The organism is Prosthecobacter sp. SYSU 5D2 (genome assembly GCF_039655865.1).
Classification (GTDB): Bacteria; Verrucomicrobiota; Verrucomicrobiia; order Verrucomicrobiales; family Verrucomicrobiaceae; genus Prosthecobacter.
This window is the reverse complement of the sequence record NZ_JBBYXL010000013.1, coordinates 113,912-127,539: the sequence shown is the minus strand read 5'-3', so window position 1 is coordinate 127,539 and position 13,628 is coordinate 113,912. Positions and strand designations below refer to the sequence as shown.

Annotated in this window: 10 protein-coding genes; 2 read left to right on the top strand and 8 right to left on the bottom strand. The window is 59.5% G+C overall.

Going from position 1 to position 13,628, the window contains the following annotated elements:
* The first annotated feature begins 4 nt into the window (after window positions 1-4).
* Window positions 5-1,573 (top strand): sulfatase, encoded by a 1,569-nt coding sequence (locus tag WJU23_RS20660; RefSeq protein WP_346334519.1) that lies wholly within the window; start codon window positions 5-7, stop codon window positions 1,571-1,573.
* 7 nt (window positions 1,574-1,580) lie between these two features.
* Here WJU23_RS20660 and WJU23_RS20655 read toward each other — a convergent pair whose 3' ends face one another.
* The 3 genes from WJU23_RS20655 to WJU23_RS20645 all read right to left on the bottom strand — a co-directional run bounded on the left by WJU23_RS20655 (window position 1,581) and on the right by WJU23_RS20645 (window position 7,082).
* Complete coding sequence (locus WJU23_RS20655) at window positions 1,581-2,675, bottom strand: S8 family peptidase (RefSeq protein WP_346334518.1); 1,095 nt, start codon at window positions 2,673-2,675, stop codon at window positions 1,581-1,583.
* A complete protein-coding gene (locus WJU23_RS20650; RefSeq protein WP_346334517.1) occupies window positions 2,606-3,511 on the bottom strand; it encodes a hypothetical protein in 906 nt (301 codons plus the stop codon). The genes WJU23_RS20655 and WJU23_RS20650 overlap by 70 nt, the downstream gene beginning before the upstream one ends.
* A 166-nt stretch (window positions 3,512-3,677) precedes the next feature.
* Window positions 3,678-7,082, bottom strand: coding sequence for a PVC-type heme-binding CxxCH protein (locus WJU23_RS20645; RefSeq protein ID WP_346334516.1), 3,405 nt, complete (start codon window positions 7,080-7,082; stop codon window positions 3,678-3,680).
* A 163-nt stretch (window positions 7,083-7,245) separates the two neighbouring features.
* Between WJU23_RS20645 and WJU23_RS20640 the strand changes: the two genes are divergently transcribed.
* A complete protein-coding gene (locus WJU23_RS20640) occupies window positions 7,246-7,710 on the top strand; it encodes an EVE domain-containing protein (RefSeq protein ID WP_346334515.1) in 465 nt (154 codons plus the stop codon).
* Between the two features lie 45 nt (window positions 7,711-7,755).
* Here the strand turns inward: WJU23_RS20640 and WJU23_RS20635 are convergent, their stop codons facing one another.
* The 5 genes from WJU23_RS20635 to WJU23_RS20615 form a co-directional block, all read right to left on the bottom strand.
* Entirely contained in the window at window positions 7,756-8,343 is a 588-nt protein-coding gene (locus tag WJU23_RS20635; protein WP_346334514.1) for a hypothetical protein, read from the bottom strand.
* Window positions 8,344-8,375: 32 nt separating this feature from the next.
* Entirely contained in the window at window positions 8,376-9,845 is a 1,470-nt protein-coding gene (locus WJU23_RS20630; RefSeq protein ID WP_346334513.1) for a sulfatase, read from the bottom strand.
* Between the two features lie 81 nt (window positions 9,846-9,926).
* Window positions 9,927-10,592, bottom strand: a complete 666-nt coding sequence (locus WJU23_RS20625) for an SDR family oxidoreductase (RefSeq protein ID WP_346334512.1) — start codon at window positions 10,590-10,592, stop codon at window positions 9,927-9,929.
* A 51-nt stretch (window positions 10,593-10,643) separates the two neighbouring features.
* On the bottom strand, window positions 10,644-12,077 hold the full coding sequence (locus WJU23_RS20620) for a S41 family peptidase (RefSeq protein WP_346334511.1): 1,434 nt from the start codon (window positions 12,075-12,077) through the stop codon (window positions 10,644-10,646).
* A gap of 86 nt (window positions 12,078-12,163) precedes the next feature.
* Window positions 12,164-13,585: a protein kinase gene (locus WJU23_RS20615; RefSeq protein ID WP_346334510.1), complete on the bottom strand. Its 1,422-nt coding sequence runs from the start codon at window positions 13,583-13,585 to the stop codon at window positions 12,164-12,166.
* Window positions 13,586-13,628 lie beyond the last annotated feature (43 nt).

The window sequence follows — 13,628 nt, the reverse complement described above, 5'->3', positions numbered from 1 at the left end:
AACCATGAAACGACTACTCCTCACCCTCTTCACCGCGTTATGTGCCATTGGCACCGTGGCGCCCGCCCAGGACACCGACCGGCCTAACGTACTATTCATTATCTTTGATGACTGGGGCTGGCGTGATGCCGGGGCCTACGGATCCACTTGGGTCAAGACGCCTAACTTTGACCGCATCGCCAAAGAGGGTGTCCTTTTCACCAATGCTTATACTTCCAATCCCAAGTGCAGCCCCTGCCGCGCCAGCATTTTGACCGGACGCAATAGCTGGCAGCTCGAGGAGGCTGTCTGCCATGGCGGCATCTTCCCGCCGCAGTATGCTGTTTTTCCGGACCTCATGCAGTCTGCCGGTTACACCATCGGCCTCACGGGCAAAGGTTGGGGGCCGGGCGATTTTAAGCTCAATGGGCGCACCCAAAACCCTGCCGGGCCCAGTTTTGATGAGCACAAGACGGAGCCTCCTGCCAAGGCCATTGGCAAGGTGGACTACAGCAAAAACTTCGAGGCCTTCCTGACCCAGCGTGACAAGGGCAAGCCCTTCAGTTTCTGGATGGGCTTTCAGGAGCCGCACCGCGCTTATGAGCTAGATTCGGGCGTCCGCCTGGGCAAGAAGCTGGAAGACGTCGTTGTCCCGCCATATTTCCCGGATACCACGGTGGTCCGTGGGGATCTGGCCGACTATGCGGTGGAAGTGGAATACGCCGACAGTCACATCGGCAAGGCGCTCGCCACGCTGGAGGCGATGGGCGAGCTGGAGAATACCCTCATCATCGTCACCTCGGACCACGGCATGCCCTTCCCCTATGTGAAAGGGCAGATCAAAGAAGACGGCTTCCACCTCCCGCTGGCCATGCGCTGGGGCAAAGGCATCCAGCCAGGCCGCGTGGTGGATGACTTCGTGAATGTCCGCGACTTCGCTCCTACTTTCCTGGAACTTGCGGGCCAGAAGCCACATGAGCAGATGACCGGCAAAAGTCTTGTCAACCTCCTGAAGTCGGCCAAATCTGGCATGATCGAAGACCGCACCTTCATGCTCGCTGGGAAGGAGCGTCATGACCTTGGCCGGCCGAATGACTTGGGCTATCCTGTGCGGGCCATCCGCACGAAGGACTACCTTTACATCCATAACTTCCATCCTGACCGCTGGCCGGCGGGCAATCCGGAAACGGACTTTGGTAACTGCGACGCCAGCCCCACCAAGGAGCTGCTCAAAGCCATCGGCGGCACCTATTACGAGATGTCCTTTGGCAAACGCCCGACAGATGAACTCTACCGCCTCAGTGACGATCCCTCCGGCATCCGCAATCTGGCCCATGACCTGGCGTTTGCGCCGGTCATGGCGGAGCTGCGTGAAAAGATGATGGCCGAACTCAAGGCTGAAGGCGACCCGCGTGCGCTGGGCAATGGGGCGATCTTTGATACGTATAAGTACCTGGGCAGCCGGCGCAAAGGTTATGACACCTACCTGAAAGAGCAGGACGCTGCGCTGACCGAAAGAGTCAAAGCCACAGCCGCCGAAGTGGACGCCAAACAGCGCGCCCGCCCGCCGAAGAAGCCTCGGGTGATCCCTTGATGGCCATTCATTCTGCAACTGAAAGTTCAATGCGCAGAAAGCGTCCCTGCGAACCATTCAGCGGGATGCCGCCTTCCATGATGTTTTCCGTGCTGAAATCTGCGATGTCTTCGCCGTGCCAGGAATCTAAATCGCCTGACCGCGCCAAGTTAAGCAGCACATCAGGCCGGTTTGCGTGGGGCATGCGCATGCGAAGATATCCGCCCTCCTGCGCCAATGAAATATCAGGAATACTGTCGGCGTTGTCCACACGGGAGCCCGCACAGTATTCCAGCAAATTGGAATGGCCGTCTGCGTCAGTATCGGCCCACGGGTTGGAACGGATGGCATGGGCAATGGCGGTGACTGCATTGAGTCTGCCTCCTGTCGTGCAAATCTGATTGTAAGCGGTGTGCGGGATGGAGGAGGATAAAATGGAGTTTTTGATCTGGTCCGCCTGCCAGGCTGGATTCAGAGACTTGATCGCGGCTGCCATGGCCGTGACGAAGGGGGTGGCCATGGAGGTGCCGGTCATGGTCGAGTGGCCATTGTTTTTTATCGTGGAGTAAACCAAGGTGCCCGGCGCAAAGATATCCACGCTTATAAGGCCGTAATTAGAACTGGAATAACGGTTGTCCGTCCGGTCATGATTTCCGACGGCGATGATATTGCCATGGGGGTAGGAGCTGGGATAATTTGGCTGGCTGTCATTGTTACTCCCCAGGTTGCCTGCACTCATGCTGAGAAGAATGCCAGCTGACTCACAAGCATTGAACTCGGTATTCAAGGTGGAACTGTACGGGTAGCTTTGAAGCGAGAGATTCATGATGGGCGTACCCTGTAACCTTGCATAGGTGGTGGCGGCAATCAGGTTGGATGTGAGGCCGCTGTTGCTCTCATTCAGGATCTTGCAGACGAGAATTTTAACACCACTGATCATGCCCGCGACGCCTACGAAGTTGTCCCGGTTGGCGGCGATGATGCCCGTCACATGGCTGCCATGATTGTGGTCATCTAAGGGGTTGTTGTCTGCATTGACGAAATCCCATCCGTTCACATCATCCACACGCCCGTTTCCATCATTGTCCAGACCATCATTTGGATCTCGCCTGGATTCGACCATTCAATCCCCTGAAGATCTTGATGGTTAAAGTCCAATCCCGAATCCAGGACGGCAATCACCGTTCCGGGGGCCGTTTGCATGATGTCCCAGAACTCTGGTGCATCCACATCGGCATCCACTACGCCTGAAGATTGACCGGTATTGTGATGGCCCCATTGAATAGTAAATAGCAGGTCATTTGGTATCGCCGCCCCAAAACCCACCCCATCCGGCTCTGAAAATGCCACACAGTCCGGCATGGTCGCCAGCAGCTCCATTCCCTGTGCCAGAACGTCCAGATCACGCCCCGGGAGTTCTACTGTGAAAAGATCCGAAGCGATCGCCTCCCGCAGCTTCATCCCGTTGGCCTCAAGTCTTGTTTCCAATGTCTGGCGTGTGACATCCGGGCGAGCGCGTACGATGACCTGATCTGCCAGGTAGATGTCCCGTTGATGGTGGATCCAGCGTTGTTGGGCGGCATTCAATTCCCAAAGCTCACGAACATGCAGCAACCGTGTCTGAATGGAGGAGCTGACAAGGCGCTCACGCTGCCAGAATCCGGGCTTCCCTGGCAGCAACCTCTCTTGAATGGTTGTGCTTTGTGCCAGTGCATTCACTGAGGGGTCGGTCGAAAGGGGATCTTCAGTGGGGAATGGCAGCTTTGGGGCAATGACAGGGGATCCGGCAGGGATAGACGGGAAACCGGTGTGCAAAAAATAACATTTGGCAGTCTGTGGCTTGCTATCGTGCAGTGCCTGATGGGCGAGGGAATGGTCTGCAAAGCTATTTCTGAAGATCGCCCAAAGGATCGCAACTGAGAAAATAAAGATTAACCAGAAGATCCTCTTTTTATGCATTTCTGCTTTTACAAATAATACACGTTCTCAGTCAAGCATTCCGAATAAGATCTAGTTAGATTAACCCAGGTTCACAACAGCTCAGTGGCGAGGGTATGCGTAAATTCATAGGTTTCTCCAGCCTTGAGCGAGACAGCAATTCGCATGGAGACCACTTCTCTTCACCTCACTGCGCCGTCGCCGCACCTTCCAGGATCTCCACACGGAAGCTCGCCACATCGCCAGCGTCGCGGCCGATGAGGATGCTGACGGGATGGGTGCCGGCGGGGAGGTCGAGGGTGAGTTCGGGGGTGATTTCTTTGAGGTGCTGGTCACCGACGACGACGTCCACGGCCTTTGTGCTGCTGAGGGCCAGCTTGACTTTGCCGGGGCTGTCGAGCTTGAGAATAAAATGGGCGATTTTTGGATACCAGGGATTCAGCCGGAGCTGGGTGACCTCATCCAGGGGGAGGTCGCCGCTGACTTTGGAGAACATCATCTGCCAGGGGTAGGTGGTCTCCTTTTCATGCAGTGAATGCAGGCCGACGTGGCGGACGTGGTCGAGCAGGTCCGGTGGCATCTCCCCCATGACGCGCCAGGTGCGGACGTAGCGGTTGGGTTTGATCTTGTAATAGCCCTCGCGGCCCAGCTCGGACATGAAGCGAACCAGGTCCACAAACTCGTCTTCGCGAAGGCTGGAGGTGAGGCCGGGGGGCATCATGCTGGCGGGGCTCATCTGGCGGCTGGCGATCTGGGCTTTGGGCACTTTCTGGAGCTGGTTGGCAGGGTCGCGGATGATGACTTCCTCCCCGCCGTCCTGCACCAGGCCGCCGCTGACGATGCTGCCATCTTTGAGACCGATGATGATCATGTGGTAGCCTTCTTTGATCTTTTTGCTGGGCTCCAGCAGGCTCTCAATGAGATAATCCACAGGGGCACTGCCGCCGATGCTGACGAGGTTTGGCCCCAAAACGCCGCCTGCATCGCCGATGGCGTGGCAGGTCTGGCAGAGCAGTTGCTGGCGGCGGTAAACCTTTTCCCCACGGGCGGCATCGCCCTGTTCCTTCACTTTTGTCACCAGTGCAGCCATCTGTTCAGGCGTGAGGGCCTGGTCCATCTGCTTGACGCCGCCGGCGGTGCGGAGGGCTTCTTCAAGCGGGCCTTTGATGCCGCGAGTGGAGACCATGCGGATGCCTTCCACAGCGACAAAATCGGGGATGGTTTTGCCTGCCAGCTCCTTGGCGAGGATGCCGGGGAGCTGCTTGTTTTTCAGGAAAGCGGTGAGGATGGGCTCGGCTTCCTGGGCGGTCTTGGCGGAGGCGAGAAATTCAACGGCGCGCTTGGCAGCGATCTGTGGCCCGACATCGGTGAGGCCTTGCACGGCGATGCTGCGGAGTTCGGGTTTTTCCTGGAAGAGCTTGTCAAAGAAGTCGCGTGACTTCGTGCCGCCCAGCCGGGCCAGGCCCTGCACGGCACCGTCGCGCACGGGCGGAGGTGTGTCCGCTTTCATGAGAATATCTTGCAGGGTCTCCCGGGTGGATTCCACCTTCCAGGCTCCGGCGAGGATGGTCGCGCGATGGACGATTTCCACACGGGGGCTGGCCAGCCAGTTTTGGACGATGGCCTCGGCCCCTTCCGGCACCACGGCGCGGGTGGTGGCGGCTTTGACGAGGGCATCCATGAGACCGACGACCTTGGCCTCGAGGGCGGGATCATTGACGAGGTCGGCGATCTGCTTCGCCTGCGCGGCATCGGCGGCGTCACCGGCCATGGCCATGACGGCGGCGGCATCCTCATCGGCCAGCTTGCCGGCTTTGAGGGAAGCCAGCAGCGGCTTCAGGGCATCGCTGCGGCCGGTGGCTTTCATGGCATACACCAGGTGCTTGGGATTGCCGTTCAATTTGAGGTCACCCTTCAGCGCCAGGGGCATCCAGATGGCGGCCTGCTCACGGGCGGTGAGTTCCAGGAGGAAGTCCAGGCTGTCGTCCATGGGCTGATCCAGCGCTTTCAGGGCGAGTTCAAAGGCCTGCGGCTGGCGCATGTCATGAAGTACGGCCATGGCCCACAGACGCACCTGGGCGTTTTCATCGGCGATGCCTTTTTTCAGAAATTCCATGGCATCTGGCAGTTCTTTCCAGCGATGGGTGAGAATGCGCAGGGCGGCTGAACGCACGCGATAGTCCGGGCTGGCATACAGCTCGCGCCAGAGCTTGGGGGAAAAGCGGTTCAGGCCCTCGCGTGCCCAGGCGGTCTCCAGCAGGGTGCGCCAGTAATCCGGGGAGGCTTTGTCCAGGGCGTCCGGCCAGGTTTTCAGCACCGGGATGACCTCGGTCACTCCACGGGTGCGCAGTTCCTGCTTGGCAAAATGGCGGGTCCATTTGCGCTCGCTCTTCAGCATTTCCAGAAGCTCCGGCACGGGTGCGCCGACGATCTTCGGCATCTTGCTCAGAGGGCGGCCTTTCGCTGTGATGCGCCAGATTCGGCCATGCACGAGGTCACGGCGGGGATCGCGGAAGTCCACCTCGCCATGCTGGATGATGGGGTTGTACCAGTCGGCGATGTAAAGCGCACCGTCAGGCCCCACACGAACATCAATGGGACGGAAGGCGCGGTGGTTGGAGGCGAGCACATCGGGCTCCTGTTTGGCGATGTAGCTGCTGCCGCTGGGGGTGACTTTGAAGCGGTTCACACGGTTGCCACGGAAGTCATTGGTGACCCAGGTGCCCTGCCAGTCTTCGGGCCAATGGGGATCATCAATGACGTCCAGGCCGCACTGCTTGGGCTGGCCGGGGCTCAGGCCGCTGAGGGTACGTTTGGCACCAGGGGAGGTTTTGAAAACGCTGCCGTGGAAGATGTAATTCAGGCCTTCACCGCCTGCGCCGTCGGTGGCGAAGGACTGGCCCCATTGATCGAATTCGTAACCCCAGGGATTGATGAGACCTTTGCTGATGATCTCCAGCCGGCGAGTCTCCGGGCGGAATTCCCAAATGCCGCCGCCCATCAGACGGCGCACGCCGTGCGGGGTCTCGATATGGCTGTGGATGTAGATGGACTGCAAAAAGGACAGCAGCCCCTCCGGAGTGTGGCGCATGGTGTGCAGCAGGTGGTGCGTGTCCTCCGTGCCGAAACCGCTCAGCAGGACGGTGCGCTCATCGGCCTTTAGGTCACCGTCGGTATCCTTCAGGAAAAGCACCTCAGTGGAGTTGGCCACATAGGCCCCGCCATCGCCGGGAATCACTGCCGTGGGGATGTGCAGATTTTCGGCGAAGACGGTGGATTTGTCCGCCTTGCCGTCGCCATCGGTATCTTCCAGCACGACGACCTGGTCCTTGGTGCCATCGCCAGGTTTAATCTGCGGATAGGTCGTGCTGCTCACCACCCAAAGGCGGCCCTGGGCATCCCAGTTCATCTGCACCGGTTTGGCGATCATTGGCTCCTGCGCCCACAGCGTGACCTCCAGACCTTCCGGTACCACGAAGCCCGCCTTCTGCACCTCGGGATTCGGATCCGGCACGTCAGAGGCGGACTGAGGCTGGGAAGCCCAGACGGCTCCGCTGCATAGCAAAAGGGATAGGGTGAAACGGCAGGACATGACGATGGGGGCACAAGTAAACGCGGAGCCGGGACGGGGGTCAAGGTTTCTCCGAGGATTCAGGGGGTGATTTAAACGGTGGAAAACACCGCTCCATGCAGCCCTTTTTCAGCAAAGAGCCTTCCCCTTTCCCCTTCAGCGGTGTATTTCACCCATCACCCCTATGCGTTACTGGCTGCTCAAATCCGAACCCGATGTCTTCTCCTTCGACGACCTGAAAAAGCGCCCGAAGAAAACCGAACCCTGGAACGGCGTGCGCAATTACCAGGTGCGCAACATGATGCGGGACGAAATGGCCCTGGGCGACCTGGGTTTCTTCTACCACTCAAGCTGCCCCGTGCCTGGCATCGCGGGCATTGTTAAAATCGTCAAAGAAGCCTATCCCGACCACACCCAGTTTGATCCTTCCTCCGAATACTTCGACCAAGGCAGCAAGCCCGAAGACCCCCGTTGGCTGATGGTGGATGTGAAGTGGGAAGCGGCCTTCAAGACTTTCGTCACCCTCGACATGCTGCGGGCGGAGCCGGAACTGGCGGACCTGATCACCCTGCGCCGTGGCAACCGTCTCTCCATCACCGCCGTGGAAGAAAAGCACTGGAAGAAGATCTGTGAGATGGGCGGGCTGTAAAAAGTAGGGCGGGCACTCCTGCCCGCCTGGTTTGGTCACGGCAGATCACTTCTCCACCACGACATCCTTCACACTCACCGTGCCGAAGCTGAAACCGATGCTCAGGTTTGTTTTGGGCCGGGCGAGGCTGGCGTGCTCATAGGTCTCTTCGAAGTCCGCGATCTTCACCGTGGCTTTAGGGCCTTTCAAGGTCACCACCACCGGCACCCACTCGCCGGGTTTCAAAGCGGGGCCTGGCTTGCCCAGGCGGGCGGCTTTATGGTCCTTGGAATCAGGAGGGAAGGCCACCACGGAGGTGCCCCTTTCGCTGCTCACAAAACGGAAGATGTGGCCGTCGGAACCATTGGAGGTGAAGACGACGCTCTTTACTGCGGCATCTGCTTTGAAACTATAGCGGATGGTCGCGTCTTCATAACCCAGGTCATAAAAGATGATCGGGCCATGGTCCTTGTGCTTTTTGTACAGCTCATCGTCCTGGGTGCAGGTGGCGGTGTTGTCGGCGAATTTCCACTCGCCACGGGAGGCGCGGCGGGTCTCCAATTTGGGATTGGAAAAATCATCTTTGAGCAAGGGAGCATCCGCCGCGCACAGGCTGGAGGCGGCAAGGAAAGCAAGGAGGACGCGTTTAATCATATTCGGTTAGGCCAATGCAGGTGGAGTTAAGTTTAGGGAAGCTTTTTGACGATGCCGTCAAAGCCGGCGCGCACGGTGCCATCGGCATGGATGAGCGGCACGGCCTTGGCCACACGGCCCAGCGGGCGCACGCCCGGAGCCTCGGCACCGTCCAAGCCCAGATCGTCCTTCATGGACTCGGCGAGGGCGCGGAGGCGCATCACTTCTTTGGGGTATTTGGCCGCTACGTTCTGCTCTTCGGCGATATCCTGGCCCAGGTGATAAAGCTCACCGCTGGCCAGATGCAGCTTCCAAGGGCCGCCACGCACGGCCTGTAGCTGATAACCCCGGTAATAATAAAATACGTCATGTCCTGTGGCCTCCTTCTGCCCCTTCAGCACGGGGGACAGGTCCTTGCCGTCCAGTTTGCGCTCCGGTAGTTTGCCACCTGCCATCGTGGTAAAGGTGGGCAGCCAGTCCATGTGGCTGGTGATTTCCGCCGTCGTGCTCCCGGCCGGGATCGTTCCGGGGCCCCACACTACGGTGCATACGCGGATACCGCCTTCGAAGGTCTGGCCTTTGGAACCACGCAGGGGTTTGTTGCTGGAGCCATGGTTCAGCGCCCCGCCGTTGTCGCTGGTAAAGGCCACCACTGTGTTTTTGTCCAGCTGCAACTCACGTAACAGATCCAGGATCTGGCCCACACAGGAGTCCACCTCCTGCGTCCAGTCGCCAATCAGACCATTGGGGGATTTGCCCATGTATTTTTTGCCAGGATACAGCGGAAAGTGCACGGCGGTGTGGGGCATGTAGAGGAAGAAAGGACCGTCTTTGTTCTCACGGATGAAATCGCAGGCCTTGCCGGTATAACGGCTGGTGATGGTGTGCTGCTCCTCCGCTTTCACGCGTTCGATGACATTGCCATTTTCCACCAGCGGCAGCGGTGTCTGGGAGAGACCTTTGAGGCCCGTTTCATCATCCGGCGGCGGGGCCTTCTTCTTCGCATTGGCGTTTGGCTGGCGGATGGGCTGGCCGGGATTGCTTTTGGAGCCGTCTGCGGCAGGTCCCATGTCATTGGAATAGGGGATGCCATAGTAGCTGTCGAAACCCTGGGCCGTGGGCAAAAACTCCGGCTGGTCGCCGACGTGCCATTTGCCCACGCAGGCCGTCTTATAACCGGCCTCTTTTAGCACCTCGGCGATAGTCGTTTCATCCGGGTTCAGCCCAACCGCCCCGGCGGGGAACAGCACATGCGGAATGGACAGCACCCGTTTCGGGTAGCAGCCAGTCAGGAGGGAGGCTCGGGAAGGACTGCACACCGGGGCGGCATAGTGGCTGGTCAGCTTCATGCCTTCGGCGGCCATGCGGTCCAGGTGCGGCGTCGCATTGCTGGAGCCAAAAGGGCCGATGTCCGCATAGCCCAGGTCATCAATGTTAATGAGGATCAGGTTTGGCTTTTCAGCCGCAAAAGAAACCCCCGCAGCCAGGAGCAGGATAGAAGAAAGAAGACGTCGCAAAATCATGGAACACCCATCAACGAAGCAAATCCGTCCGGCTTGCAGCAAGTTCCATCGCAGATGTGAAGCAGCACATTGAAGCGGAGTTCATGTCCACTTGCGAATCCGGCTATCGAGCTGAAACACCTGTCCGCTGACATGCTCCATCGTGTGCAGAAACGTGATGAAACGCGCTGCGTCCTCAACGGTATTCAACCGCCCCAACGCATGGGCTGCCTCAATCTTCGGTCTATGTTTCGTCAACAACGGGCGGCTCATTTTTGTCTCGAGAAATCCCGGCAGTACGCAGTTGGCCCGGATGTTTCGGGGTCCGTATTCGGCTGCCAGGCTCTGCGTGAGTGCGATCAGGCCTGCCTTCGCCGCGGCATAGTTTCCCTGGCCGGCTGGGCCTGAAAGCGCGCTAAATGAACCGATGTTCACAATGTGCCCCTGTCGCTGCTTCACCATGATTTTAAGCGCTGCCTGGGCCGCCAGAAAGGCACCTTTGAGATGAACCTCCAGCACGTCCTGGAAATCGTTTTCCGTCATCTTCGTCAGCATGGCGTCCCGCAGAAAACCGGCATTGTGAACCAGCAGATCCAGCCGTGGCAGGGCAGCCATGACGGCCTGCACTTGAGTCTTGTCCGTGACATCCATCTCTTCCCGGCCTGGTGCATGCACCTGCCAGCCTTGGTTTTCCAATTCCCGGCGGATGGCCTGTGCCAGATCCCCCGCCCCGCCCGTGATGAGCGCCAGTGGAGCTTGGGAGGGCATGTGCACGGGCAAAGATTAACCAGATGTTTGGAATATCGGCGATTCCCCTTATCAGCGCGCGTTATCCTTGGCAGGCAGGGCGCGCGGAACATCTGGCGGAGGCACGGGAGTGGCCTTGGCCTGAAACGACTCAAAGACCAGCACCCCCTTCAGCGCATCCACCGCACGCTCAAGCTGCTTGTCACCCAGATTGGCGATCTCAATGGCCGCCGCTTCACCCGTGCCGTGGCTGTTGCGCCACTTGGCCACTTTCATTTCTTCATCGGTGGTCAGGACGGAGACAATGTTCGGTTCCACGCCGTGCTCATGGATGGTGCGATGGCTTGGCGTGTAATACTTGGCCGTGGTCAGGCGCATGGCGGCACCGTTCTTCATGGGCAGGATGCTCTGGACGGACCCCTTGCCGAAGCTCGTCGTGCCCACCACAATGGCGCGTTTCAGGTCCTGGAGCGCCCCGGCGGTGATCTCGGCCGCACTGGCGCTGCCGTGGTTGATGAGCACCGCCACAGGATACCGGCGCGGCTTTTTGCCTTCACGTGCTGGGGTGCGGTAGGGAGGGGGATTTTGGGAGGCGATGCGGCCTTCCGTGGTCACCACCACCGTGCCCTCAGGCAGAAATTCACCGCAAACGGCCACGGCGCTGTCCAGCAGGCCGCCGGGGTTGTTTCGCAGATCCAGCACAAAGGCCTGCATGCCTGCCTTCTCCAGTTCATTCAGGGAGTCGCTCAGATCTCTTGCCGTGGAATGTGTGTACTGGGAGATACGGGCATAACCGATTTTATAATCTCCGGCCAGCTTGGGGACCAGCAGCATGGAATCGTGCACCGAAGTTTCCGAGAGGGTTTCACGCATCAGGCTGAATTCCAAAAACTGCCGGGTGCCTGGACGGCGGACCGTCAGTTTCATCGTCTCTCCGGCCTTGCCCTGCAGCAGTTGGATGGCCTCGGCCACGCCGACGCTGTCCGTCAGCACGTCGCCGATGCGCACCATCTGGTCTCCGGCCAGCACCCCGGCCCGGGCGGCAGGGCCGTCGTCGCGCACGGTGATGATGGTCAGCGTCCCCTCCCGCAGGGAGACCGTGATGCCGACTCCCTCAGACGTGTCGCTTTGCTCCCGCTGCATGTCCTCAAAAAGACTGCTGCCCATGTATTCGCAGTGCGGGTCCAGCCTGCGCAGCATGCCTTCCAGCGCCCCTTCCACCAGTTCCTCGTAGGTCACTTTGGATTCGTCCACATAACTCTGGCGGATCGTTTCCATCGCCCGGGTCAGCAGCTCCATCTGGCGGTAGGCGTCCTGTGGTGGCGGCGTGACGGCGGGTGCGGCGGCCTTTTTTTCTGGCGTCGTCGTGGGGGCCTCGTCGCCTGGTTTTGCAGCAGCGGGTTCGCCTTCCAGCTTCTTGGGGGCCTCACTGGGCGCGGCAGGGCAGGCAGCCGGGAGGCAGAAGCCTGCGGCCAAAACGATGGTGAGGGCTGAAACAAGGCGCATGGGAAAACTGTGCACCATCCGCAGACAAGTGACAGAGGAAAATGGAGCGCTGGCTTTCGCCCGGTCCTCTTCCTTGCCAGCGGGCTTCAAGGCGCTGACGATGTTTTTCCTTCTTTTACTTCCCGGTAGCGCTGCCGCAGTATTTTGAGGCTGGCAGGAAGGTTGGGCTCGTCCATGGCCGGAATGTCACCTCCGCTTTGCAGCAGCTGCAGTTCGTTTTGGAGGTAGGGCAGATCGTCCAGCCGCACCTTTTCAAGAGCCTGGTTAGCCGCCGTCTGGACTGCCGCCACGTACTGGGCCCGCAGATCGGCCATGGGATCCAGCACAGGCTCTGGCTTGGGCGGCGGCAATGTGATAGGCTTGGAGACGGGCGCGGGTGCAGACAGGACTTCAGCCTGGGGAAGCGCACCCAGTATAGCAGCCGGGATCGGTTTTTCCTCAGACCCAGCCTCTTCATACTGGGCCATGGGCAGGGAGGTATCCTCTTCAAAAACGATACGGTCCTTGAACATGATGAGCAGGATGAGGCTGCCGACGCTGATCAGAGTAATCAGCATGTGCAATCCCGTGCTGAAAGCTTTCCAGACAAAGGCGTCCATCCGCTGCATCAAAGTCGGCTGGTAATGACGCACTACGGGCTTGAGTTGACCGGGCACCACCTTTGGAGGCGGAGGAACTGCGGCAGGCGGCGGCTGGGATGGCAGGCTGGAGGCCCCCGCGCCCACCGCAATCCGGGTGCGCGTGGAGGGTTCCGATTTTTCCTGGGTTCCGCGTAGCGCCTCTTTCAGAGCCTCTGCTACATCCTCCGGCCGGGTAAACGGGCGTGCAGCGTCCGGCTCCACGCAGCGGCGCAGAACCGTGGCAAATGCCGGTGGCAGATCCCGCGAAAGCCGTCCGTCTGCATCCGGTGCACATTTGGCGAACATCCAGTGCAGTGTATATCCGAGCGCCCGGATGTCGCCGGTGAAGCTGCCCCGGAACGGCTTCAGCCAGGAAAGCTCCCCCGTCTCCATCTGCACCATGCCGATCCCCGTCAGCTTGGCCTGCCCTTCAGGGGTGACCAGGATGGTCTGGGTGCTCAATGCACCGTGCGGCATGGGGAGGTCATGGACGATTTGCAGTGCTTCACAAATCTGCAGCGCCAGGGGAAAAGCAGTCTTCGGTTTAAGCTGCCGCTGCTCAATCAGAGTCTCCAGAGAAACCCCGTTCACGTGTTCTCCCACCAGGTAAAATGGCCCGGAAGGCAGCCGCCCGAAATCATAAACCGCCGTGATGGTCGGCTGGACCAGCCGTGCCCGCCGCCGCAACCGCTCCAGGAGCGCATGAGCCACCGTTTCCTCGGGTTCGGGAATCACTTCAATCAGAACCTCGCGGTCCAGGCCCGTCTGCCGTCCCAGATACCAGGCAGCATCCTCCCCGGCCTGGATCTGCTCCAGCACCTCAAATTGAGGCAGCCAGGCAGCAAGCTCCGTCACAGAGGGAAATTCAAGGTTGGGAAGCTCAGACATGGACTCAGTTCAACAGAACAAAGCTTTCAGATAACCGCCCCAC

Bases quoted from the DNA above. Each gene is read 5' to 3' on its own strand.
- WJU23_RS20660 (WP_346334519.1), top strand. From the start codon at position 5: ATGAAACGACTACTCCTCACCCTCTTCACCGCGTTATGTGCCATTGGC.
- WJU23_RS20655 (WP_346334518.1), bottom strand. From the start codon at position 2,675: ATGGTCGAATCCAGGCGAGATCCAAATGATGGTCTGGACAATGATGGA.
- WJU23_RS20650 (WP_346334517.1), bottom strand. From the start codon at position 3,511: ATGCATAAAAAGAGGATCTTCTGGTTAATCTTTATTTTCTCAGTTGCG.
- WJU23_RS20645 (WP_346334516.1), bottom strand. From the start codon at position 7,082: ATGTCCTGCCGTTTCACCCTATCCCTTTTGCTATGCAGCGGAGCCGTC.
- WJU23_RS20640 (WP_346334515.1), top strand. From the start codon at position 7,246: ATGCGTTACTGGCTGCTCAAATCCGAACCCGATGTCTTCTCCTTCGAC.
- WJU23_RS20635 (WP_346334514.1), bottom strand. From the start codon at position 8,343: ATGATTAAACGCGTCCTCCTTGCTTTCCTTGCCGCCTCCAGCCTGTGC.
- WJU23_RS20630 (WP_346334513.1), bottom strand. From the start codon at position 9,845: ATGATTTTGCGACGTCTTCTTTCTTCTATCCTGCTCCTGGCTGCGGGG.
- WJU23_RS20625 (WP_346334512.1), bottom strand. From the start codon at position 10,592: ATGCCCTCCCAAGCTCCACTGGCGCTCATCACGGGCGGGGCGGGGGAT.
- WJU23_RS20620 (WP_346334511.1), bottom strand. From the start codon at position 12,077: ATGCGCCTTGTTTCAGCCCTCACCATCGTTTTGGCCGCAGGCTTCTGC.
- WJU23_RS20615 (WP_346334510.1), bottom strand. From the start codon at position 13,585: ATGTCTGAGCTTCCCAACCTTGAATTTCCCTCTGTGACGGAGCTTGCT.